This window comes from Corynebacterium hylobatis, from assembly GCF_003955685.1.
Classification (GTDB): domain Bacteria; phylum Actinomycetota; class Actinomycetes; order Mycobacteriales; family Mycobacteriaceae; genus Corynebacterium; species Corynebacterium hylobatis.
In genome coordinates, this window is the sequence record NZ_RXHJ01000001.1 from 263,360 (window position 1) to 285,569 (window position 22,210).

17 protein-coding genes and 1 tRNA gene are annotated in these 22,210 nt (G+C 67.6%); 10 read left to right on the forward strand and 8 right to left on the reverse strand.

Annotated elements, in window-relative coordinates:
• Positions 1 to 16: 16 nt before the first annotated feature.
• From EAH68_RS01190 to catC, 6 genes are all read left to right on the forward strand, one after another.
• Positions 17 to 1,597 carry an alpha/beta hydrolase gene (locus EAH68_RS01190; RefSeq protein ID WP_126119483.1) on the forward strand — a complete coding sequence of 527 codons (1,581 nt, stop codon included), beginning with the start codon at positions 17 to 19 and terminating at the stop codon, positions 1,595 to 1,597.
• A gap of 111 nt (positions 1,598 to 1,708) precedes the next feature.
• Positions 1,709 to 1,781 (forward strand) — tRNA-Arg (locus tag EAH68_RS01195).
• Between the two features lie 629 nt (positions 1,782 to 2,410).
• Positions 2,411 to 2,959, forward strand: coding sequence for a DUF937 domain-containing protein (locus EAH68_RS01200; protein WP_126119484.1), 549 nt, complete (start codon positions 2,411 to 2,413; stop codon positions 2,957 to 2,959).
• A gap of 288 nt (positions 2,960 to 3,247) precedes the next feature.
• On the forward strand, positions 3,248 to 6,049 hold the full coding sequence (locus tag EAH68_RS01205) for an aconitate hydratase (RefSeq protein ID WP_126119485.1): 2,802 nt from the start codon (positions 3,248 to 3,250) through the stop codon (positions 6,047 to 6,049).
• 66 nt (positions 6,050 to 6,115) lie between these two features.
• Entirely contained in the window at positions 6,116 to 6,265 is a 150-nt protein-coding gene (locus EAH68_RS14665; RefSeq protein WP_164546362.1) for a hypothetical protein, read from the forward strand.
• Between the two features lie 65 nt (positions 6,266 to 6,330).
• On the forward strand, positions 6,331 to 6,621 hold the full coding sequence (catC, locus tag EAH68_RS01210; RefSeq protein ID WP_126119515.1) for a muconolactone Delta-isomerase: 291 nt from the start codon (positions 6,331 to 6,333) through the stop codon (positions 6,619 to 6,621).
• Positions 6,622 to 6,725: 104 nt separating this feature from the next.
• On the opposite strand, the gene EAH68_RS01215 is transcribed toward catC, so the two are convergent.
• Both EAH68_RS01215 and EAH68_RS01220 read right to left on the reverse strand, forming a co-directional pair.
• Positions 6,726 to 6,932 carry a PspC domain-containing protein gene (locus EAH68_RS01215; RefSeq protein WP_126119486.1) on the reverse strand — a complete coding sequence of 69 codons (207 nt, stop codon included), beginning with the start codon at positions 6,930 to 6,932 and terminating at the stop codon, positions 6,726 to 6,728.
• Between the two features lie 105 nt (positions 6,933 to 7,037).
• Complete coding sequence (locus EAH68_RS01220) at positions 7,038 to 7,562, reverse strand: MarR family winged helix-turn-helix transcriptional regulator (RefSeq protein ID WP_126119487.1); 525 nt, start codon at positions 7,560 to 7,562, stop codon at positions 7,038 to 7,040.
• 265 nt (positions 7,563 to 7,827) lie between these two features.
• Here EAH68_RS01220 and EAH68_RS01225 point away from each other — a divergent pair, with 265 nt between their 5' ends.
• On the forward strand, positions 7,828 to 8,364 hold the full coding sequence (locus EAH68_RS01225) for a YceI family protein (protein ID WP_126119488.1): 537 nt from the start codon (positions 7,828 to 7,830) through the stop codon (positions 8,362 to 8,364).
• Positions 8,365 to 8,452: 88 nt separating this feature from the next.
• Here the strand turns inward: EAH68_RS01225 and EAH68_RS01230 are convergent, their stop codons facing one another.
• Genes EAH68_RS01230 through EAH68_RS01245 form a run of 4 tightly spaced genes read right to left on the reverse strand, consistent with a single transcriptional unit; the run spans position 8,453 to position 16,183 of the window.
• Positions 8,453 to 11,113, reverse strand: a complete 2,661-nt coding sequence (locus EAH68_RS01230; RefSeq protein WP_126119489.1) for an ATP-binding protein — start codon at positions 11,111 to 11,113, stop codon at positions 8,453 to 8,455.
• 4 nt (positions 11,114 to 11,117) lie between these two features.
• Positions 11,118 to 12,260, reverse strand: a complete 1,143-nt coding sequence (locus tag EAH68_RS01235; protein ID WP_126119490.1) for a metallophosphoesterase family protein — start codon at positions 12,258 to 12,260, stop codon at positions 11,118 to 11,120.
• Complete coding sequence (locus EAH68_RS01240) at positions 12,257 to 13,084, reverse strand: SWIM zinc finger family protein (protein ID WP_126119491.1); 828 nt, start codon at positions 13,082 to 13,084, stop codon at positions 12,257 to 12,259. The genes EAH68_RS01235 and EAH68_RS01240 overlap by 4 nt, the downstream gene beginning before the upstream one ends.
• On the reverse strand, positions 13,085 to 16,183 hold the full coding sequence (locus EAH68_RS01245) for a DEAD/DEAH box helicase (RefSeq protein WP_126119492.1): 3,099 nt from the start codon (positions 16,181 to 16,183) through the stop codon (positions 13,085 to 13,087).
• Positions 16,184 to 16,371: 188 nt separating this feature from the next.
• Between EAH68_RS01245 and putP the strand changes: the two genes are divergently transcribed.
• From putP to EAH68_RS01260, 3 genes are read left to right on the forward strand one after another with little or no spacing between them, the layout of a single operon-like run.
• Entirely contained in the window at positions 16,372 to 17,952 is a 1,581-nt protein-coding gene (gene putP / locus EAH68_RS01250; protein WP_126119493.1) for a sodium/proline symporter PutP, read from the forward strand.
• A 50-nt stretch (positions 17,953 to 18,002) separates the two neighbouring features.
• Complete coding sequence (locus EAH68_RS01255; protein WP_126119494.1) at positions 18,003 to 18,644, forward strand: HNH endonuclease family protein; 642 nt, start codon at positions 18,003 to 18,005, stop codon at positions 18,642 to 18,644.
• A gap of 39 nt (positions 18,645 to 18,683) precedes the next feature.
• Complete coding sequence (locus EAH68_RS01260) at positions 18,684 to 19,160, forward strand: DUF2269 domain-containing protein (RefSeq protein ID WP_126119495.1); 477 nt, start codon at positions 18,684 to 18,686, stop codon at positions 19,158 to 19,160.
• A gap of 5 nt (positions 19,161 to 19,165) precedes the next feature.
• Here the strand turns inward: EAH68_RS01260 and EAH68_RS14670 are convergent, their stop codons facing one another.
• Positions 19,166 to 20,986, reverse strand: coding sequence for a hypothetical protein (locus EAH68_RS14670; protein ID WP_164546363.1), 1,821 nt, complete (start codon positions 20,984 to 20,986; stop codon positions 19,166 to 19,168).
• Between the two features lie 107 nt (positions 20,987 to 21,093).
• Positions 21,094 to 22,023, reverse strand: coding sequence for a hypothetical protein (locus EAH68_RS01265; protein WP_126119496.1), 930 nt, complete (start codon positions 22,021 to 22,023; stop codon positions 21,094 to 21,096).
• Between the last annotated feature and the right edge of the window lie 187 nt (positions 22,024 to 22,210).

The window sequence follows — 22,210 nt, forward strand, 5'->3', positions numbered from 1 at the left end:
GAGAGTTGAGGCCCGCATGCGCGCCCTGATCCGCCCCCTCGCCGCCGCCCTGGGTGCCGCGACGCTCCTCTCATTGGCCCCGGCCGCGGTCGCCGCCCCGGCCCCGCAGATCACGTGGGAGGAGTGCCCCGATCTGGTCAGCGACAACAACGCTGAATGCGGGCGTATCAATGTCCCCATGAACCACGCCGAACCCGACGGCGCGCAGATCTCCGTCGGCTTCGTCCGCATCCCGACGGCCGACCCCACCGCCCGGCGCGGCACGCTCTTCGGCAACCCCGGTGGCCCCGGTGCGGAGGCATACTCCTTCTTCAACAACGACGGCGGCATCTGGCCGGTGGGCATCATGTCCGAATGGGACCGGGTGGCGGTCCAGCCCCGTGGCCTGACCGGCTCCACCCCCGTCAACTGCGGGGAGGAGGAACCCAGCTCACTGGGCATGCACGTGCGCCGCGGCGGATTCCTCCGCGAACTGTGCGGACAGCACTCCCCCGGCTACCCCACATCCCTGACCACCAGCAACACCATCGACGACTGGGAGCTGGTCCGGCAGGCTCTGGAGGAGGAGCAGATTTCCCTCCTGGGGGTGTCCTACGGCACCTTCCTCGCCTCCGGCTACGCCACCCGCTATCCGGAGCACACCGACCGGGTCGTCCTTGACTCGGTGATGAACCCTGAGTTGGCCTGGAACGGCATCCTCGGCGCCCAGCAGGAAGGCTACGAGGGCTCCCTCCACGACTTCATGGCCTGGGCCGCTTCCAATAATGACGTCTACGGCCTCGGTGACACCCCCCGTGGCGTCCACGAGGCCTGGGCGCGGCAGGTCTTCGCTGAGACAGGCACCACCCCCACGATCGCCGCCCCGGCCGCCACCGCCGGTGACCTGCCGCCGGGACTCGGCTTCACCGGCGGCTTCGGGGTCGGTGTCATGAACGCCACCAGTTCCTTCAACTCTTTCTTCAGGGGTCTGGTCTCCCAGGTTTTCACCGGTGGCGACCAGTCCGATTCCTTCACCCTCAACACCACCCGCGAACTACTGTCCGATGCCACACAATGGGACTTCCTCGCCCAGGTGATCAACGGCGAGGAACTTCTCGAGGACTACTACTACACCGCCTACGAGGAGGTGGAGGAGGAACTGACCGAGGAGGAACTCGCGGAGGAACGTGACGCCATGATCGGCGAGCAGATGCAGCTGCTGCTCATCTGCAACGAGAACCACCAGCCGGGATCACTGCGCCATCTCCCCCGCTACGCCTGGGCCCAGTACGTCACCGGCGACATCTTCACCTACCCCAACGCGCGTTTCGCCTCCGGGGCGGTCTGCTCCGGCGCCGATCCCGTGACGGACCTGCCGCCCATCGACGGCTCCCCGTTGGCCACCCGCCCCCTCGTCGTCCAGGGCACCGGCGACCCGCAGACCCCCCATTCCCTGCACGGCCCCATGTCGGAGGCAATGGGTGCCCAGGTCCTCACCGTCCACGGCAACGGCCACGGGCACGTCGCCTGGGGTAACGAGGCCGTCGACGAGGTTGTGGTCGACTACCTGCGCACCGGGAGGGTTGAGATCACCGACGTGGCGGGCCTGAACGGTTGAGCAGGACCGGCGTGGGGCCGGTGCAGGCTCTTCCGGTGGGGTGATTTGGGTCCGGGCACCGGGCAGGTGCTACACTTTCATCGTTGCCATCCCGCATGGGATGGCCGCGCTGTCTCCGTAGCTCAGTGGATAGAGCATTGGTTTCCGGTACCAAAGGTCGCACGTTCGAATCGTGTCGGGGACACAGCAGCAGACACCGTTCCACCCCCATTTCCGGGGCCGGACAGGTGTCATTTTTCCTCTCCGGGCCAGTGTCGCCTGCCGGGCCCCACCAGCCCTGCTGCCCAAAAATTCTTTGCGGGGCCATTGCCAACAGGAGTGAGCTGGGTTACACTTCAGATAGTGCTTCACCGAACAAAAGAAAACACAGAAGCTACTCGATCAGATGCCACGAGAGTGCCGGAAGAGACAGTAGGAACAGTGTAGGTTCGACTGAAGCCGCAGATCCCGGGTCACCGTCGCGAAGACGGAGCCCGGGATCTGAATTTTTGCACCCCCTACCTGCCTCCTCCCCCGTCGAGGTGTCGCCCAGCCGGATTTATCTGGTCAACTCCGGTCCGGAAATCCACGATTTTCCGCAGAGTTGATCACATAAATAGCTGTCAACCCCCAGGCAGCGGCAGGGGGAGCTTGCGGGAAGTCACGGTCGCGGCGCCCCAGTGCGGTTCAGGTGGGGCAAAGTGGGGCGCAGGCGGTGAGCCCAATCCACGATCAAGAGTGGCCCGCATAAACATGCCGCCGGCTGGGCCGAGTGGGCGGCAATCCGCACCCACATCCCGCCCAGGCAGGAGGAACATGACTACGATGTGGTCCATGTCACACAACATCAACGACCTTCTGTCCAAGCTGCCCGTAGACCGCATCGCCAACCAGCTCGGGGAGGATCCGGCGAATGTCCGCCAGGCCGCCGAGAACGTCCTGCCCGCCCTGCTCATGGGCATGGGCGCCAATGCCCGGGCCCCGGAGGGCCGGGATTCGCTCGCCAACGCCCTGGGCAAGCACGACCCCTCCCTCGCGGAGGGCGAGGTGGATGTCGAAGCCATCGACACCGACGACGGCGCCAAGATCGCCCACCACATCTTCGGTTCCCAGGAGGACCAGGTGGTCAGCCAGCTCGGCGGCGTGGCCGGCGGCAACGACCTGGTGAAAAAGCTGCTGCCCCTCCTCGCACCGATCGTCATGTCCTGGTTGGCCGGTCGGCTCCAGCAGCGCGGCACCACGGAGACGGCCTCCTCGCAGGGCGGGATGCTCGAGCAGATTCTCGGCCAGGTGCTCGGCGGCGGTGGCGGAGGCCAGGCCGCCCCGGGCGGCGGCATCTTCGGTGACCTGCTGGGTGGGTTGCTGGGCGGGGGACGTCGATAAGCAGGGAGAATCAGCCGCAACCCGTGGCGGAAGTGTTCCAGGTCACGTACGTTGGGGAATGAGGGCGTCCCCGGAGCGCGGACGCTGCTCCCCCTGAGAAATCGACGAGCAACCTGGAGGTGCCCATGGCCGGAGTCCCCGGAGATGCTCGCCCGTGAGCACTGTCCCCAGTCACATCCCCGACCGTTTCCTGAGTGGTTGAGTTCCCCTCCGCCACACCCTGTCCCATCACGGTGCGGCACTCTGATGAAGGGGCAGCCACTCATCACATGAGAGGTATGACCCGATATGAGCACGAACAGTTTCGATACCCGCGATCAGCTGAGAGTGGGTGACACCGACTACGAGATCTTCCGCCTGGACAAGGTGGAGACCACATCCCGCCTGCCCTACAGCCTCAAGATTCTCCTGGAGAACCTGCTGCGCAACGAGGATGGCCGCCTGGTCACCCGGGAGCAGATCGACGCCCTGGTCAACTGGACCCCGGAGGACACCTCCGAACGCGAGATCCAGTACTCCCCCGCCCGCGTCCTCATGCAGGACTTCACCGGCGTGCCCTGTGTGGTCGACCTGGTGGCCATGCGCGACGCGATGACAGACCTGGGCGGCGACCCGAAGAAGATCAACCCGCTGATCCCCGGTGAGCTGGTCATCGACCACTCGCTGATCGCCGACGCCTTCGGCACCCCGGAGGCCCTGGGCATCAACGCGCAACTGGAGTTCGAGCGCAACGAGGAGCGCTACCAGCTGCTGCGCTGGGCGCAGGAGTCCTTCAGTGATTTCGTGGTGGTCCCGCCGGACACCGGTATCTGCCACCAGGTCAACCTCGAGTACCTCTCGCGTGTGGTGTTCACCCGGGAGCGCGACGGCGTGACCCAGGCCTATCCGGACACCCTCGTCGGCACTGACTCCCACACCCCGATGGTCAACGGCCTCGGTGTGCTCGGCTGGGGCGTGGGCGGCATCGAGGCGGAGGCCGCCATGCTCGGCCAGCCCGCCAGCCTGCTCATCCCCGAGGTCGTGGGACTGAAGCTGACAGGTGAACTGCCCACCGGCACCACCGCCACCGACCTCGTGCTCACCGTGGTCGAGCTGCTGCGTGAGACCCGGGTGGTGGGCAAATTCGTCGAGTTCTTCGGCCCCGGCGTCGCCAGTGTCCCGCTGGCCAACCGGGCCACCCTGGGCAACATGAGCCCGGAGTACGGTGCGACGGTCGCGATCTTCCCCATCGACGACGAGACCCTGGACTACATGCGCCTGACCGGTCGCGAGGAACAACAGATCAAGCTGGTCGAGGCCTACGCGAAGCAGCAGGGCCTGTGGCACGATCCGGAGAATCCGGCCCAGTACACGCAGGTCGTGGAGCTGGACCTTGCCACCGTCGAGCCCTCCATCGCCGGGCCGAAGCGCCCCCAGGACCGGATTCCGCTGGGTGATGCCCCCGCGACGGTCCTCGGTCTGCTCGCCGGTGAGCGATCCATCTACGAGCCGGCCGACGGCGGCGTGGACGACGCCTCCGCGGATTCCTTCCCGGCCAGTGACCCGGTCTCTCTGACGACGGGCCCCCGGAAGGATCCGCCGCCGCGGAAGCTCACCCGGGAGCAGCTGACCGCCAACGCGAAGCTGGGCTGGCCCAGTGACCCGGTGGATGTGACCATCGGTGGGACACCGGCGATCATCGACCACGGTGACGTGGTCATCGCGGCGATCACCTCGTGCACCAACACCTCCAACCCCTCGGTCATGCTGGGCGCGGCCCTGCTGGCCAAGAAGGCGGTGGAGAAGGGCCTGAAGACCCGCCCCTGGGTGAAGACGACCCTGGCGCCGGGTTCCCGCGTGGTCACCGACTACCTGGAGCGTGCGGGGCTGACGGAGTACCTCGACGCCCTGGGCTTCAACAACATCGGTTACGGCTGCACCACCTGTATCGGCAACTCCGGGCCGCTGATCCCGGAGGTCAGCCAGGCGACGACCGGCAACGACCTCAACGTCGCCTCGGTGCTCTCGGGCAACCGTAACTTCGAGGGCCGGATCCACCCGGAGGTCAAGATGAACTTCCTGGCCTCCCCGCCGCTGGTCATCGCCTATGCGCTGGCCGGCAGCCTGCACACGGATCTGCTCACCGAGCCGCTGGCGAAGAACGCCGACGGCGAGGACGTCTACCTGCGGGACATCTGGCCCTCTGACGAGGAGATCCGCGAGGTGGTCAGCGAGAACGTCCGCGCCGAGATGTTCGAGGAGGGCTACGCCGATGTCTTCACCGGCGACGAGAACTGGCGCGGCATGGACGTGCCGGAGGGCGACAAGTATGCCTGGAGCGGGGAGTCCACCTATATCCGCAAGCCTCCCTATTTCGACGGGATGGGTGCGGAACCGGAGCCGGTCACCGATGTCACGGGTGCCCGCGTGCTGGCGCTGCTGGGTGATTCCGTCACCACCGACCATATTTCCCCGGCCGGCAACATCAACCCGAATTCCCCGGCGGGCCGCTACCTGCAGGAGCAGGGCGTGGCACCGAAGGACTTCAACTCCTACGGTTCGCGCCGCGGCAACCACCACGTGATGGTGCGCGGCACCTTCGCCAACGTGCGTCTGCGTAATCTGCTGGCCCCGGGCACGGAGGGCGGCGTGACCCGCCACTTCCCGGACGGGGAGCAGACCTCGATCTATGAGGCTGCGATGCAGTACGCGGAGGAGAAGGTCCCGCTGGTGGTCATCGCGGGCACCGAATACGGTTCCGGTTCCTCGCGTGACTGGGCGGCCAAGGGCACCACGCTGCTGGGTGTGCGTGCGGTGATCGCGCAGTCCTTTGAGCGCATCCACCGCTCCAACCTGGTGGGTATGGGTGTGCTGCCGCTGCAGTTCCCGGAGGGTGAATCCGCGGAGAGCCTGGGCATCACCGGTGAGGAGGTCTTCTCCATCACGGGCCTGGAGGGCCGGGCGGACATCCCGGAGACGGTGACCGTGCGCGGTGAGGCTGACGGTCGCACCGTCGAGTTCGAGGCGGTCGTCCGGGTGGATACCCCGGCGGAGGAGGCCTACTACCAGCACGGCGGCATCCTGCCGTACGTGCTGCGTCAGCTCCTCTGACACCTCAGCAGCCCATACCCGGCGGGAGGTTTCGGCACCCGCAGGGCATGGGCTAGCCTGTGGGGCATGACTGACCCGCTTGCGAATCCTGAGACGACCGACGAGCCTCCCAGTATCCGTGCTGCCGCGCCCGCCCCGAAAAACCGGTGGTGGGCGACGGGCGGACTGATCCTGGCGGTGGCGCTCCTGCTCATCTTCGTCATCGGGGTGCTGTAGCAGGGTGCCGTGGGCGCAGGTAGGGTGAGGAATCGTCTGTACCCACGATCATGAAAGGCCGCGCAATGCTGTTTCTGGCACGCATGGATGTCACGTTCCCCGAGTCCCTCACCCCTGAGCAGGTCGCCGATTTCCAGGTCCGCGAGAAGGAGTACTCCGGCAACCTCCAGAAGGAGGGCGTGATGAAGGGCATCTGGCGCGTGGTCGGCGAGTACGCCAACTACTCCATCTACGATGTGCGCGACAATGATCACCTGCACGAGGTGCTCTCCGGTTTCCCGATGTACAAGCACATGGACATCAAGGTCACCCCGCTGGCGCAGCACCCGAACGCCACCCGCGAGGACTTCTTCTAGGCTCCTGCGCTTATCGACGAAACACCGCCCGTCCCCCACGTTCTCATGTGGGGGACGGGCGGTGTTTTCTTTCCCCCTGGCCCTGGCTTGGATTCGTGGGGGTGTCAGCCCTGCGGCATGATGAACCAGGCAATGATGTACGCCAGGATCTGGGGGCCGGGCAGGAGGAAGGAGACCACGAAGATCAGGCGGACCAGGGTGGGGTTCCAGCCGTAGGTTTCGGCGATGCCGCCGAGGACGCCGCCGACGAAGCGGTCTGTGTTGGAACGGTGGAGGCGTCGCTGGTGCATCGGGGTGTTGAAGTCGTTCATGTCAGGCTCCTCAGGTCTGTTTCTCTGTCAACTCCCATTGTGTCAGCCCGGCGGGGCGAAGAACATGGGGAAAAGCCCTGAGGAAACCCTGAAGCTTCAGCCGGCTCAGCAGTCGGAGTCGGCGTCTGCGTCGGCGGGTTCCGTGAGGGAGCCGCAGAAGTCCGGATGGCCCGGAACGTTGCTCACCGCGGTGACACCTTCCATGAAGGCCTTGACGTGGGTCAGCTGCTCCGGCGTCATGTGGTCGAAGACGACCCGGCGGACGCTCTCCACGTGCTCCGGGGCGGCGGCGCGCAGCCGGCGCATGCCGTCGTCGGTGAGTGAGACGATGACGCCGCGGGCATCACCCTCGCTCTTGCGTTTGGTCACCAGTCCGCGGCGCTCCATGCGGGTGATCTGGTGGGAGGTGCGCGAACGGTCCCAGTCCAGTCCGGCGCAGAGGTCACGCAGGCGCAGCGCCTGGTCCTCTGCCTCGGAGAGGGATACCAGCACGGAGAACTCGGAGCTGGAGAGGTCGCTGCAGCTCAGCAGGGTCTCATCCAGTACCCGGTCGATCTTGCGCATGCCGGCGAGGATGAGCCGCCACACCGCCTGTTCTTCATCGTTGAGCCAACGAGCCTCGGTTGCCATGTCATCGACTATAACCCCGCCATAGGTTGCATCAATAATCGCGGGTGCCGGATCGGTGCTTGCACTCATCTCTGTCCACTCCTCTGGTTAGGGTCCATGACCTGCTTTTTCTTATTCGTTGAAACTAATCATACACGACATGTTGACAAGTCATCAACATTTGTTAGAGTGGTCATCGAACCGCACGACGGCAGGCCCACCGGGCAGGCCGGGGAGCGGTCAAGAATTTTAGCGACAGCACACACCAACTCAAGGAGATCAAGAAATGACTGACTACAACGGCACCTGGGTCCTGGACACCGCCCACACCGAGATCGGCTTCACCGCCCGCCACGCCATGGTCACCAAGGTCCGCGGCAAGTTCGAGGACTTCGAGGCCTCGGCGGTCGTCGACACTGAGAACCCGCAGGCATCCGTGGTCAAGGCAGTCATCAAGACAGCCTCCGTGAACACCGGAAACGCCGACCGCGACGGCCACGTCCGCGGCGACGACTTCTTCGCCGTCGAGCAGTTCCCGGAGATGACCTTCGAGTCCACCTCCTTCGATATCCACGGCAACTCCGGCACCGTCACCGGCGACCTGACCCTCAAGGGCATCACCAGGCCGGTCACCCTGGACGTCGAGATCTTCGGCGTCGAGGAGGATCCGTTCGGCAACACCCGCATCGGCTTCGAGGCCACCACCAAGATCAACCGCAAGGACTTCGGCGTCGACTTCCAGGCCCCGCTGGGCTCCGGTGGCGTGCTGGTCTCCGAGCAGATCACCATCGAGATCGACGGCTCCGGCATCAAGCAGGCCTGAGGCCTCGGAGGCTGAAAGGCCTCTCCCCCAGTTCCACCCCCGCACCCACTCTCCTCGAGGTGCGGGGGTTCTGGCGTCCTGAGGCCCCCTAGAGCAGCATCCCGCTCGATTTGAGGTCCTCGATGGCGTATTCGGTGCGCCCGACGACCCGGTTGTAGCGCTGGGGTTCACACGTGAGGACGATGACCTGGCTGGTCCGCCCCATCTGGCTGAACAGCGTGGCCATCAGTCCGAGACGCCCCTGGTCGGTGGAGCCTAAGGCGTCGTCGATGATCACGGGGACGGGCACCGTCCCGTCCGCGCTCTCCCGGGAGGTCAGGCCGGCGATGGCGAAGCGGGTGAGGATCGCCAGCTGCTCCTTCGCCCCCGCCGACAGCCCGTCCACCGGCACGGTGTCCGCGCCGATGCTGCGCTGGGTGACCTCGAGATCCTCCGAGAGCGAGAACTCCACCTGCGGGCCGAAAACGGTGCGCGCCAGGCTGGTCAGCTGCTCGGCGAAGGGCCGGGCATAGCGGGCGCGCGCGGCATCCCGGTGCCGGTGGAGGGTCTCACGCAGCAGGCGCACCGCCTCCGCCCGGCGGCTGACCGAGTCGAACTGGTGCTGCGCCGCCGCCAGTGCCGCGGCCGCCTTGTCCAGGCGTTCCGCGGCACCGGTGGCCTGCTCGATCCGCCCCTGCAGCTCACGGAGCGTCAGCTCGGCCTCGCTTATCGACACCCCCAGCGACTCCACCCGTTCCTTCGCCCCCAGATGGAGGCCCGCGGCAAGTTCCGGGTCCACGGCGGCGACCTCCGCCTCCGCGTCCCGGGAGCGTGCCTCCGCCTCCTCCCGGGCTTTCCCGCACTCGAGTAGAGCGGCCTCCAGAACCTCGTCCGCTGCTGCGTCCACCGCCTCTGCCAGGGACTGCTGCGCTGCGGCAAGCTTCGCCTCGGCCGCCTCGATCCGCACCCTCAGGGTGGTCAGCTCGGTCTGGGCCTTGCGTTCCTGCCAGGGGGCGAGGTCGGCGCCCAGGACGTCGATGAGTTTCCGCGCCTCCTCCTCGGCCTGTTCCGCATCCTCGACCGCGCGGGCGGCCGCGGCGGCGTTGATTTCCGGCAACTCCACCTCGGCCAGTTCCTGGTCGAGGCGCGCCAGCTCAGCCACGAGTGTCTCCTCATCCGCCCCGCCGAGCAGGTCGGTGCGCTCCCGCAGCAGCTGGGCCAGTTCCTCGGCGGCGGTGCGGGCCTGCTCACGGGCAGCCCGCACCGTCGGCAGGTCCGGCAGCTCCAGGTCCGCCAGCAGGTCGGCGAGTCGGGCCTCGGCCGCGGCGACCGGGTCGGTGCCGGAGGTCTCGTCGCGGCCGGGCATGTAGCGGGCGGTGATCTCCCCGAGGGTCAGCTCTGTGCCCTGGGCAAGTTCGACGTGGAGGGGGGCGCTGTCGAACGTGCGGGACTCCCCGTCCACGGTGATCTGTGTGCCCACCGGGGCGTTGAGCTCCAGCTTCGCGGCGGTCTGCTCGCGCAGGCGGCGCTGCAGGGTCACCTCCGTGGTGGCCTCCTCCACGGAGGCGACATCAGCGTCGGTGATCTGCCGGCCCGCGGTCTGTTCCCGCAGCGCACGGACCCGGTCGTTGAGTTCGCTGACCTGACTGAGCTGCGCGGACAGCTCGGCCCGGCGCGCGGCGGCCGTCACCAGGCGCTGGTGGCGGCGTGCTTCCCGCAACTGCCCGGCGGTCTCCTCCAGATCGAGCTTCGCGGCGGCGAGCTGTTCCCCCAGCTGCTGCAGTTGGGTGTTCTCCTCTGCCGCGGCCTGCTGTGCCTCCGCCAGCCCGCGGCTGCGAAGTTCGAGCTCTTCCCCGGCCTCCGTCACGGCCAGGCGCAGACGGCCGCGCTGGGCCACGGCCTCCCCGGCGCGCTGGTGGGCCTCGGCGGCCAGCTGGAGTTCCCGGCGCAGGTGGGTTGCCTTCTCGTGGGCCTGCCTGGCCACTTCCGACTTCTGGGCGAGCGCAACCTCCTCGGCCTGCGCCTCGGGCAGGGCTGCGGCGTCGCGGTCACGCCGCTCGACGATCCGGTCGTGGCGGTCGACGAAGCCCTGCAGTTCGCGGTGCTCAGCCTGGGCAGCCGTGTGCTCGGTCCGGGTGTCCTCGCAGGCCTGACGGGCATTCTTGAGGTCGTTGGCGGCGTCACCGCGTTTGGCCGACCAGTAACGGGTGTACTCCTTCTCCACGGCCGCCAGCAGGGCGGTGTCCTCGGTGCCGGCATCGGCTTGCCCACCGTCGCCACCGTCGCCGCCGTAGCCGTCGAGTGCCTTCGTCAGGGAGGGGATGCCCACGGCGCTGATGGTCTCGCCGAGATCCTCCTGACTCATGAACAGTGCCTGCAGCAGATTTTCGTCGAGGTGTTCACGGATGATCTCCTCGAGGCGTTCATCCGCCTCCCGGCCGGTGTGGTTCTCCCGTTGGGGCGTGCTGATGTTCAGCTCCGACTTGGCACGGCGCAGCCAGTTCTTGGTGATGGTGAAGGTGTGCGGGCCGATCGTGGCGTGCAGGGTGACGGTGGGGGATTCATCCCGGCCCACCGGCTGGAGGGCCTTGACCTCCTTCCTGGTGGTTCCGTGCTTCTCCAGCAACACGGTGCGCAGGGCCTCCACGGTGGTGGACTTGCCCTGTTCGTTGTCGCCGTGGATGACGATGACGCCGGTCTCGGGCAGACCGGACAGCTCCAGCTGTTCGATGCCGCGGACGTTGCGGATGCTCAGGGAGTGGATACGCATGGGGCTAGTTCTCCTTGGCCAGGCGGAAGAAGAGGTTGACGGCGTCGCGGGCGGTGGGGTCCGTCCCGGCGGATTCGACCAGCTCGCCCAGCGCGGTGGCGGCGAAACCGGTCAGTCCGAGGGAGTCGAGTTCCTCCGGGCCCGGCTCCAGGTGCAGGTCGGTCAGGCGGGCCCGTTCCCGGAGGGAGGCAAAGACGGGTTCGTGCTGCGCGATGCCCTCCTCGAGCAGCCGGGTGGCGGACATGTCCAGTGTTCCGCGCAGGCCGTATTTGATCACGGTGCGCTCCTTGTCCGGGTAGGCGTCAAGGGCGTCGAGGAATTCCGCCACGTCCTCCTCCCCGCCCAGTTCCCGGTCGAGGGCCTCGAAGGTCCACTGGCCGGTGGTGACCTCCGCCACCTGCACGGCGGCGTCGCTGGTGGTGGTCTTCTCTACTTGCACCACCAGGGCCTTGCCGGAGTTGGTCTCCCCGCCCCCGGCGGTGGCGTGGTCGCGGAAGTCGGTGGTCTCGGGCGCGCCGGAGAACCACACCCGCCCGGAGGCACCCACCGGCTGGGCGGAGTGGGTGTCGCCGAGCGCGAGGTAGTCGATGGTGCCCTCCGCCAGGCGGGACTCGGCATGCGCCAGGTCGATGAGGTCGGGGGTGTGTTCGTTGCTGCGGGCCTCGGCCTGGCCGTGGGCGACCATGATGCGGATATTCTCCGTCGGTTCCAGGCCGTCGAGGGCCTGCCGGACCAGGTCGGTGGTGGCCTTGCGCGCCAGCAGGGGTGCGCCGAGCAGCTCCACGCCTTCGGTCACCGCCACCACCTGGGAGTCGGCGAGCACATGGACACCGGGCAGGTCGAGACGGCGGAAGACCGAGTCCGCCACGAGGGGATCATGGTTGCCGGGCAGGAGATAAACCGGGACGGGTAACCGCCGCAGCTCCTCCAGTGCCCGGCCCGTGGTCTGCGCCGAGAGCGAATTCGAGTCGAAGACGTCACCGGCGATGACGATGAACTCCGCCCCGTGTTCGAGCGCCACCTCCCCCAGGCGGCGGAGGGTAGCCAGGCGGGCGGCGTCGAAACGCGCCTGCGCCTCCCCGGCCAGGAACCAGCGGGTCATGCCCAGCTGCAGGTCAGAGGTGTGGATGAAGGTTGTGGCGGTCATGGCTCAATATCTATCACGGCCTCCCGACACAGGGCGTCGTAGAGATCCTCGATGTCAGAGACCGCGCGCAGCTGATCAACGTTGGTGTAGGAGATCGAACGCATCGCCTTGTGCAGCAGATCCAGGTCGGAATCATCCAGCGCCGGGGCCACCCGCGGTTCGGGCAGCCCGGGCAGTTGGCGGCCGGTCCAGAACAGCTCCGGGTCGTTCTCCGCCTCGCGGGAGGCGTCCCTGGCCTGTGCCATCACCGCCTCCTCCAGGGAGGTCAGGTCCAGACCCCGGAAGGTGAACAGGGCCAGCGGATCGGCGTCAATCTTCGCGGCGAGCTTCTCCAGCACAGCGACCTCGTGTTTGCACACCGGGGCGGGGTCGGGACAGTCACAGGACAGGCGGATGTCGTTGATGTCGTCGGTGAGCAGCACCTCCAGCAGATGCTGCGAGACCTCGCCCTGCCGTGCGTGGCGCATGCCGTCGGGGGTGCGCGCCAGTTCCGCGGCGACCACGGCGAGATCATCCGTCGAACGGTAGGGCAGCTGGACGGTGACGGTGAAGGGCTCGTTCTGGGAGCCGGCGACCCGGGCGTGCGCCCGCCCGGCGCGGATGTCCAGGGAGATGACGTGCCCGGCGTCGGCGTACCGGCGGCCACGGCTGAGCCGGCCGGAGTCGGCGCGGGAGGTGGCGACGTCGACAAGCAGCTGGGCCGCGGGTGAGAGCGTGGCGCGGCGGCGCTTCGGCGGGGAGTCGACCTCCTCCGGTCTGCTGACGCGGGTGCGGGCGCCGAAGTTGGCGTAGATGACGTTGTCGTCGCTGGGGCGCTGAGCCATCTAGCTCTCCCTCCCGCGGTAGCTCATGAGCTGGGCCAGCTCCTCCGGGCCCAGCTCGGTGATCCAGCCCTCGCCCTCGCCGATGACTGCACCGGCGAGCTCTGTCTTGCCGTCGAGGATGTCCTGGATGGATTCCTCCAGCGTACCGGCGGTGATCATCTTGTACACCGCCACGTCCTTCTGCTGACCGATGCGGAAGGCACGGTCGGTGGCCTGGTTCTCCACGGCCGGGTTCCACCAGCGGTCCATGTGCACGACCATGCTGGCCGCAGTGAGGTTCAGCCCGGTGCCGCCGGCCTTGAGGGAGAGGATCATCGCGCGTGGGCCCTCAGCGGACTGGAAGTTGGCGACCATCTGGTCCCGCCCCGTCTTGGTCACCCCGCCGTGGAGGAAGGGCACCTTCTCGCCGAGACGCTCGGACAGGTAGGGCACGAGGATGTCTCCGAAGGCCTTGTACTGGGTGAATATGAGCATGCGCTGGTCGGTCTCGATGGCCTCGTCCAGCAGGCGCATGAGCTCCTCCACCTTGCCGGAACGGTGGCGGCCCCGGATGGTCACCGGGGAGCCGTCGCCGAGGTACTGGGCCGGGTGGTTGCAGATCTGCTTGATGCGCGTGATGGTGGCCAGCACCAGGCCCCGGCGCGCGATGCCCTCGCGTTCCGCGAGGCGTTTCTGCACGTCTTCGACCAGGGCCTTGTAGAGGGCGGCCTGTTCGGCGGACATCTCGACGGTGATGATCTCCTCGCTCTTCTCCGGTAGATCATCGATGATGGTGGGGTCCGTCTTCAGCCGGCGCAGGATGAACGGGGCGGTGAGCAGGCGCAGCCGCTCGGTCATCACCTCGTCGTGTTCGCGTTCGATGGCCTTGGCGAAGTGGTTGCGGAAGAAGCTCGTCGAACCGAGGACGCCGGGGTTGCAGAAGTCGAGGATGGAGCGCATCTCCGAGAGGCGGTTCTCCACGGGGGTGCCGGTCAGGGCGATGCGGTGGCGGCTGGGCAGGGAACGCACCGCCTTCGAGGCCCGGGTCGTGGAGTTCTTGATGGCCTGCGCCTCATCCAGCACCACCCGCTCCCAGCCGATCCGGCCCAGCTCATCGAAGTCGCGGCCGACGACGCCGTAGCTGGTGATCACCAGATCCGATTCCGCGACCCGTTCAGTCAGCTCCGCGTCGTGGAACCGGTCGGAGCCGTGGTGGACGAGCACCCGCAGGGAGGGCACGAATTTCGCGGCCTCCTTCGCCCAGTTGCCCACCACCGAGGTCGGCGCGACCACCAGGGTGGGGCCTCCGGCCTCCCCACGTTCGTGTTCGACGGCCAGCAGGGCCAGCAGCTGCAGTGTCTTGCCCAGCCCCATGTCATCGGCCAGGACCGCACCGAGGTTGTTGCGCGACATCCAGTACAGCCAGTCCACGCCGCGGCGCTGGTACAGACGCAGCTCCGCATGGACCGTGTCGGGGATCTCCACGCGGTGCGGGGCCTCGTTGATGAGCGACTCCGGCCCGCCGAGCAGCGCCGTATGCCAGGTCGAGCCGGTGAACTCCACCGGCTCCTGCGTCATCGACTCCAGGGCGAGCTGGCGCAGCTCCGCCAGGGTCACCTCGCCGCCACCGGCGGGGTCGGCATGGTCGCGGTTGAACTCCTCGCGCCGGCGTTCGACGTCGGCGACGAGCTGCTCCCAGCCGGGCTGATCCAGGGCGCGCGCCCGTTCGGCCAGGGCGGCGGCCTGTTCGAGTTCTTTGCGACGCCGCTTCCGCGACGTCTCCGTCAGCTGGTCCATGTAGGAGTTGATCCTGCCCAGCGCGGAGGTGTCCGCCAGGACCCACTCGCCGCGCAGCCGGATCAGGCCGGATTTGGAGCGGACGAGCTCGTCCATCTCCTCGTCGGTGAGCTCGACATCCCCCACGGACAGGCGCCAGTTGTACTCGACGAGGCGGTCCAGCCCGAAATGCGACTGGGTGGCTCCGACCGCCGGGTCGGTGACCTCGGAGGTCTCCAGGCGGGCCTTCGTCTCGAAGGCGGACCAGGCCTTGGGCAGCATGACGGTGAAACCCTTGGCCTGCAGCTGCGGCACGGCCGTGGTGATGAAGTCGACGATCTCCCCGGTGGACAGGTGGACATCCCAGTCGCCGTTGCGTTCCTCCTGCCGCGGCGCGAAACGGGTGCGCTGGTCCGGGTCGAGCAGTTCGGTGACGGCGATGGCGCGGCGCTGCGCGAGCCGCAGCTTCTCCACGCTCGAGCGGTCCAGTTCCTCTGCCCGGATGGGCACGGGCGCATCCGTGCCCGAGCGGACCTGGACGCGTACCGGCCAGCTCGCGTCGTCGGGATCGCCGCGGACCTCGGAGGCGGGGTCATCGCGCGGGGGCTCCTCCACGATGAGGACCATCTGCAGGTCGACGGCGGTGATGGAGTCCTTCCAGTCGTTCATCGCGCGCAGCAGGCCCGGCCCGCCGCGGCGCAGCGGGGTGGAGTTGAGCAGCGAACCGGCGAAATCGTGCCAGGGGTAGGGGCGGGTGGACTCCCCCAGGTCGGTGAGGATGTCCGAGGCGATCCAGTGCACGAGGTGATCGGCGATCTCCTCCAGCGCCCGGTTGTTCGCGGTGAGGATGCCCGGTGCCGCGGCGATCATCTCCGCGAGCCAGCCCCGCTCCCCCAGGCCGGAGGCCAGCTGCCAGTGCGGCCACCACTGGTTGTCCTCGAAGACGAGCTTGGGCACCACGCGGCCGGCGCGCACGAATCGGGTCAGGCCGGCGTTGAGGTGGATGAGCCAGACCAGGTCCGGGGCGATGGCCGCGATCTGCCCCTTCGTCGCCGCGGCATCGGGGCGCAGCAGGAAGGACAGCTGTTTGAGCACGTCGACGGCGTGCTCGGGGGCGTAGGCCGCGGTGGGGATGCGCAGCTTCACGGAGCGGCCGCGCGGGGTGCGCAGCTCGGTCTCGAGGCGGTGGCGGAAGGAGCGGTCGTCGAGAAGCGAACGGGCCGCGGGCGGGAAGGCCTCCTCGGGCGCCGATGACGGGAGCACCACACGGTGTCCCGCGGTCTGCTCGACCCACAGATGCAGCCCGGAAGGCATCCAGAGACCGTGCAGGAGGAACGAAGGCATAAGGACAGTTCTACCATCAGCTGATGATCGTTACCCTTTTGTTAGGTATCGGCTCGCTGCAGGTTGCCGCACAGAAAAGGCCGTGACATGATGCAGGTCACAGTAAGATAAGGGTCTGTGTGGTTTGGGTGACACCGGTAACTGACCTAGGTTGCCGTTGGACCCGTCAATGGAAAGGACCCCAACCAGTGTCACAGACAACCTGGTTCATCATCGCCATCGTCATCTACATGGCGACGATGCTGGCGATCGGTTACTGGAGCTACCTCAAGACCGACAAATACGACGACTACGTGCTCGCCGACCGCGGACTCAACCCCTTCGTGGCGGCGATGTCCGCCGGCGCCTCGGACATGTCCGGCTGGCTGCTCATGGGGCTGCCCGGCGCACTGTTCGTCACCGGACTCTCCGAACTGTGGATCGCCATCGGCCTGCTCGTCGGCGCCTGGGCGAACTGGAAGTGGGTCGCACCCCGGCTGCGCTCCTACTCCGAGGTGGCGAACAACTCGATCACCCTGCCGAGCTTCTTCGAGAACCGGCTGCGCGACAGATCCCGCGCCCTGCGGATCATCTCCGCGCTGATCATCATCTTCTTCTTCACCTTCTACGTCTCCTCCGGCATGGTCGCCGGCGGCCGCTACTTCGAGGCCACCTTCGGCGGCGAGTACCTCAGCGGCATGCTCATCGTCGCGGCCGTCACCGTCGCCTACACCTTCGTCGGCGGCTTCCTCGCGGTCTCCTACACCGACGTCGTGCAGGGCACGATCATGTTCGCCTCCCTGATCATCGTGCCGGTCATGGCCCTGATCGCCCTGGACAACCCCTCCGACATCTGGACCTGGGCGTCCAGCAACGACTACGGCCCCTACACCGACGGCATCGGCAACCCGACCTACTTCAACATGGTCGCCGGCGTCTCCGCCGCGGCGATCATCGGCAACCTGGCCTGGGGCCTGGGCTATTTCGGCCAGCCGCACATCGTCGTCCGCTTCATGGCGCTGCGCACCCCGGCGGAGGCCAAGCAGGGCCGGTGGATCGGCATCGGCTGGATGTTCCTGTGCATCGCCGGCGCCACGATGACCGCCCTGGTGGGCACCGTCTTCTTCTCGCAGAACCCGGACATCGCGGTCACCGACCGCTTCGCCTTCGAGACGATCTTCCTGGACATGGGCCGGCTCCTCTTCCACCCGCTGATCGCCGGCCTCGTGCTCACCGCCGTGCTCGCCGCGATCATGTCGACGATGTCCTCCCAGCTGCTGGTCGTCTCCTCCTCGCTCGTTGAGGACCTGTACAAGATCGTGGCCAAGCGCCTGCCCGCCGAGAAGGTACTGATCAACCTCTCGCGCGGCGCCGTCGTGGCCATCGCCCTCATCGCCGGCGCCCTGGCCATCAACCCCTCCGACTCCATCCTGGGGCTGGTCGGCTTCGCCTGGGCGGGCTTCGGCGCGGCATTCGGCCCGCTCATGCTGGCCTCGCTGTACTGGAAGCGACTCAACGCCGCCGGTGCCATCGCCGGCATGATCACCGGCGCGGTGGTGGTCTTCGCCTGGGGCACCTTCGGCGGCTCCGAGATCATCTACGAGATGGTCCCGGGCTTCATCGCCGCCACCGCGGTCCTGGTCGTGGTCACCCTGCTGACCTCCCCGCCGGCCGAGGAGATCACCTCCGAATTCGACCAGGCTGTCCGCCTGTCCGAGGTCCTGCGCACCGACGAGGACATGGATGTCGAGACCGCTGCCGCCAAGGTCAAGGGCGTCAGCGAGGCCTGATCCGCACACCCCCGGGAACCTGAAGGGCCTCACACCAGTCCAATACTGGTGTGAGGCCCTTCCGTATCTATCTACTGCTGCTCATCTGCGCCACGCTGTTCGCCGCGTGGCCACCCACCCCACGGCAGGAACCCGGCCTGCCGGTGCTGGATGAGCTCCTCCCCCACATCGCGCAGGTACCGCAACGCCCACGCGTGCTCGGCTACGAACGCGACCTGTTCGGCACCGGCTGGGCCCCGGCCGGGGGCTGCACCGTACGGGAGGCCACGCTTGCCGACGCCGGCGGCCACCTCAGTGACTGCCGCGTCACCGGCGGCACCGGCACCGACCCCTACACCGGGGACCCCCTCAACCTGGGCCGGCAGGTGGAGATCGACCACATCCTCCCTCTGTCCGCCGCCTGGGACCTCGGTGCCCACCGTTGGGACAGAGCCCGCCGGGAGGCCTTCGCCAACGACCCACTCAACCTCGTGGCCACCTCACGCGCCGCCAACCGGGAGAAATCCGACCACCTGCCCACCGGCTGGTTGCCCGGGGACCGCGGCGCACACTGCTGGTATGCCCGGCGCCTGGCACTGGTCGCCGCCACCTGGGAGATTCCCCTGCCCGCCGACGAACTGGCGGCGATGCGCCGGGCCTGTCAGCCGCGCGTGCCGGGCGGAGACTGGTTAGGGTTGTCTCCGGACCATTGATCACCCCCTACCCTCCGGAGAAAGGCGCTGATCCCTGCCGTGACCACGATCCTCATCGCCCTGCATGTCCTGGCCGCCGTCCTGTTCATCGGCCCCGTCACAATCGCCGTTTCCCTCTTCCAGGGCCAGGCTCTCCAGGCCCGCGGCGGCGATGCCCGGGCCGCCGGCGCGGCCAGGGTCCTGCACCGGTTGAGCAGCACCTACGGCGTGCTCGCCGCCCTGGTGCCGCTGCTGGGCGTGGCGGTCATGTTCACCGACCGGATGTATTTCAGCCAGAGCCAGTACCTCTTGGCCATCGGTGCCGCCGTCATCGCCTGGATCATCCTCCTGATCCTGATCATCCCCCGCCAGAAGAAGATGATGGGTGCCCTCGGGCTGCTCGACCCGGATGACCTCGACCCGGAGAGCGACACCCTCGCCGAGGATCAATGGGAGGGGACGAAGACGCAGCTGTCCATGTTCGGCGGCATCTTCGCCCTGCTCTGGTTGATCATGTTCGTGCTGATGTACGTCTGAGCGGATCAGCCGCCGAAACCGTTGAGGGTGTTCTCCACCGTCGCGGCCGTGCGGAAGACCGCACCCCAGCGCAGGGATGGTGCCCCTGCACCGCGACTGAGGGCCTGCTCAACCAGGTCGCAGGTCTCGTACTCGACACCGAGACGTCGGGCCGTGATGTGGCTGACCAGGGCGATCTCCCATTTCGGGGCGTTCTCGTCGAACCCGGTCTCCGGATCCTGGGCCAGCGACCGCAGTGCCAACTCCTCGATGGCCGCCAGGGTCAGGCTCTGCCCCGCCGAGGGGGTGACCTCCAATCGGTGGTGCGCCTGCCCCCGGATCGCCGGGACACCCGTCTCCGTGTCCTCCGCCTCAGTCAGATAGGGGACGATCCGCTCGCGCCACAGGTTGCGCAGCATCTCCACCTCCCGCCGGGGGATGAGCTCCGCGAACTGTGACAGAGCGGGTGCATCCGCCGGTCCGGGCCGGAAGAGCGCGAGGTTCTCCGGTTCCGGTTCCGCCTCTGATTCCAGGGCGGAGAGCCGGTCGGCGACAACCACATCATCACGGAGGAGATAGTCGACCGCCCGGCCCTGGGAGCTGGGCACCACCATCGGCTGGGCATCCGGGCGAGGTACCCAGCCACGGACCTGCCACTCCTCCACCGAACGCAGCTCGATGGCGCCCACCCAGGAGCTGCGCGAGGGATCCCCGACCACACCGCTCCCCCACCGGAGGTAGAGCCCCCAGCCCAGCGCCAGCGCGGTGGGCAGCGGGAAACGGCCGTTGCCGGCCACGAAATCCACCACCCACCGTTCAGCTGCCTCCTGCTCCGCAGCGGAGCGGCTGCCGGCCAGTTCCTGCTCGACCTCCCGGTAGGGGTCCCGCACCAGGACCGGCGGAGCGATGCGCGTGTGCCCGGCCGTGCCGGCCACCGGGAAAGCGGGGTTCGGCAGGCCCTGCAGCAGGTCCTCCATGACCTGGGCGGTCTCCAGGGCCCGGCTCCAGTCGATCTCGTCGGGGACCGCCAGCTCCTCAGTATCCTGCGGGACGCCGAGCCCCAGGCGGAGCCCGGCAAGGTGACTGACCACGGCCACCTCCGTGTCCGGGACCTGCTCGACGAGCCCGCTGCCCCGGGAAATACCCTCCCGGCGACCCTGGATGAGGGCACCCAGCAGGCGGGCCAGGAGGATGAGCACGCGGTGCAGTACCGCGGGCCCCGCAAGGTCGCGGCTGATGATGATCCGGTGGCAGGCCTCCTCACGGCCGAGTTCCGGGACCGGCCGGCACTGGTGGTCCCGGCCGGTGTTCTCGATCCACCCCGCCGAGGTATGCCCACTACCCTCCGCCCATTCCAGTACTGTGCCTATGCGCCACAGGTAGGACAGCGCCGACCGCTCCCGCCGACCCAGGTGGGGCACGAACTCCACCAGCGTGGGGGCCAGCTCATGCGGCTGTGCGGGGTCAGCCACCGCTGTGTGGTCGATCGTGCCGACAAGCTCCTCCTCGGCGAGTTCGACGTCGAAGAGCAGGAAGAGTTCCAACCGGCAGCCATCAATGGTATTGAGCACGATGGGGCGGGTGCCCTCCGGCACGCGGTGGCCGTCAGCCTCCCACTCCTCCCGGGTGGCGGGCAGCGGATTCGTGGACCACGTCTCCCCCAGGCTCTCCCGGAGGATGTCGGTGCCCCAGCGGCCGATCAGCTGATCCCCGATCTGCGCGGTCGCCGTCACCGGGAAACGCGGATTGGACACGAGGAATTCGAGCAACCACCGACGCACCAGCACCCGGTCCTCGTCGAGGACGAAATGGTTCAGGTGCGCGCTGATCGCATCGTACGGCTTCAAGAGGTCTCCTAGTCTCCCGGGGGTCTTCTATCCTTAATTGAACATGAGAAGCCGACATCTTTGAGCTGAATACCGATCACGTGCCCCCGGCTACCCCCTGCACGGGGTCAATCGTTCACCTGGTAGCGGTGCCCCAGCAGCGTTCCCTCCACCGCCCCGGCGACGTCGAAGACCAGCGCCCACCGCAACCCTTCCGGAACGGGCATATCAGGCAGGCTCAACCACACCGCCACCCCCATACCGGGAGGCACCTCCAGCCGTAACCGGCGGGCCGCCAGCCAGGCGGCCATCTCCAGTTCCAGAGGACTGGCCACCTCCATCGCATGGGGGAACTCCACCTCCGGGTCCTCCAGGGTCCCTGTCAGATACAGGACGACCAGGTGTGTCACCATCTCCAGCACCCGGTCCATCACCCCGCGCTGCATGAGGAAGGGACTGAGGTTGAGGTGGAAGAAAATCTCCCCGCCGTAGAGCTCAGTCTCCTCCGGATCCTCCAGATCCAGGTGGTGGCTGAGGTCCTCGAACAGGTCCGGTTCCCACCGCACCAGGCCATGGACCTCCGTGATCCGGGCGAACATCGCCCGCTCCCGCTCCCCCACATGACCAGAGAAATCTACGAAATCAGGCACCGGGAACTCCGGCGCACCGACCTCCCGGTACTCAACCGGTGGAACACGCTCCACCAGGCACGCACCGGGCACATCCTCCGGTAGGAAGAGTTCCATCTCCTCCCCGTGGGAGCCGGGCACGGTGACGGGCCGGGCAAAATCAGCCGGAAAGAGCCCGTCGAGGGACCATTCCAGTTCCGTGCGCAGCGGGACCCGACACAACCGGTCCCAGTTGCGTTCATCCGCGATCGCCCAGTGTCCGTAACGGCGCGCCAGCTGTTCGCCGGCAACCACCGCCTGGGTGGTGTCCAGCTGGACGTTGACCGCCACAAATTCCAGCAGCCACCGTTCCACCACCCTCCGGCGCTCCGGATCCGTGATCTGCCGGATCTCACGGGCGGTGCGGACGAGGTGCCTGATGGGATTCATGGAAGCATTCCAGCACAGGAATCCCGGTGGAGATGACGAACACCCCCGTCTCCACCACGAAGGGGAGAACGGGGGTGCCAGTCAGACAGTGCTAGTCGCGCCCGCCGCGGAAACCACCGCGGCTGCCGCCACGGTCATCGCGGTCACGGCCACCGCGGAAACCGCCACGGTCGTCACGGTCACGCCC

What these genes read in the sequence shown, in the direction of transcription:
- EAH68_RS01190 (WP_126119483.1), top strand. Translation starts at nt 17, where the DNA reads ATGCGCGCCCTGATCCGCCCCCTCGCCGCCGCCCTGGGTGCCGCGACG.
- EAH68_RS01200 (WP_126119484.1), top strand. Translation starts at nt 2,411, where the DNA reads ATGTCACACAACATCAACGACCTTCTGTCCAAGCTGCCCGTAGACCGC.
- EAH68_RS01205 (WP_126119485.1), top strand. Translation starts at nt 3,248, where the DNA reads ATGAGCACGAACAGTTTCGATACCCGCGATCAGCTGAGAGTGGGTGAC.
- EAH68_RS14665 (WP_164546362.1), top strand. Translation starts at nt 6,116, where the DNA reads ATGACTGACCCGCTTGCGAATCCTGAGACGACCGACGAGCCTCCCAGT.
- catC (WP_126119515.1), top strand. Translation starts at nt 6,331, where the DNA reads ATGCTGTTTCTGGCACGCATGGATGTCACGTTCCCCGAGTCCCTCACC.
- EAH68_RS01215 (WP_126119486.1), bottom strand. Translation starts at nt 6,932, where the DNA reads ATGAACGACTTCAACACCCCGATGCACCAGCGACGCCTCCACCGTTCC.
- EAH68_RS01220 (WP_126119487.1), bottom strand. Translation starts at nt 7,562, where the DNA reads ATGGCAACCGAGGCTCGTTGGCTCAACGATGAAGAACAGGCGGTGTGG.
- EAH68_RS01225 (WP_126119488.1), top strand. Translation starts at nt 7,828, where the DNA reads ATGACTGACTACAACGGCACCTGGGTCCTGGACACCGCCCACACCGAG.
- EAH68_RS01230 (WP_126119489.1), bottom strand. Translation starts at nt 11,113, where the DNA reads ATGCGTATCCACTCCCTGAGCATCCGCAACGTCCGCGGCATCGAACAG.
- EAH68_RS01235 (WP_126119490.1), bottom strand. Translation starts at nt 12,260, where the DNA reads ATGACCGCCACAACCTTCATCCACACCTCTGACCTGCAGCTGGGCATG.
- EAH68_RS01240 (WP_126119491.1), bottom strand. Translation starts at nt 13,084, where the DNA reads ATGGCTCAGCGCCCCAGCGACGACAACGTCATCTACGCCAACTTCGGC.
- EAH68_RS01245 (WP_126119492.1), bottom strand. Translation starts at nt 16,183, where the DNA reads ATGCCTTCGTTCCTCCTGCACGGTCTCTGGATGCCTTCCGGGCTGCAT.
- EAH68_RS01265 (WP_126119496.1), bottom strand. Translation starts at nt 22,023, where the DNA reads ATGAATCCCATCAGGCACCTCGTCCGCACCGCCCGTGAGATCCGGCAG.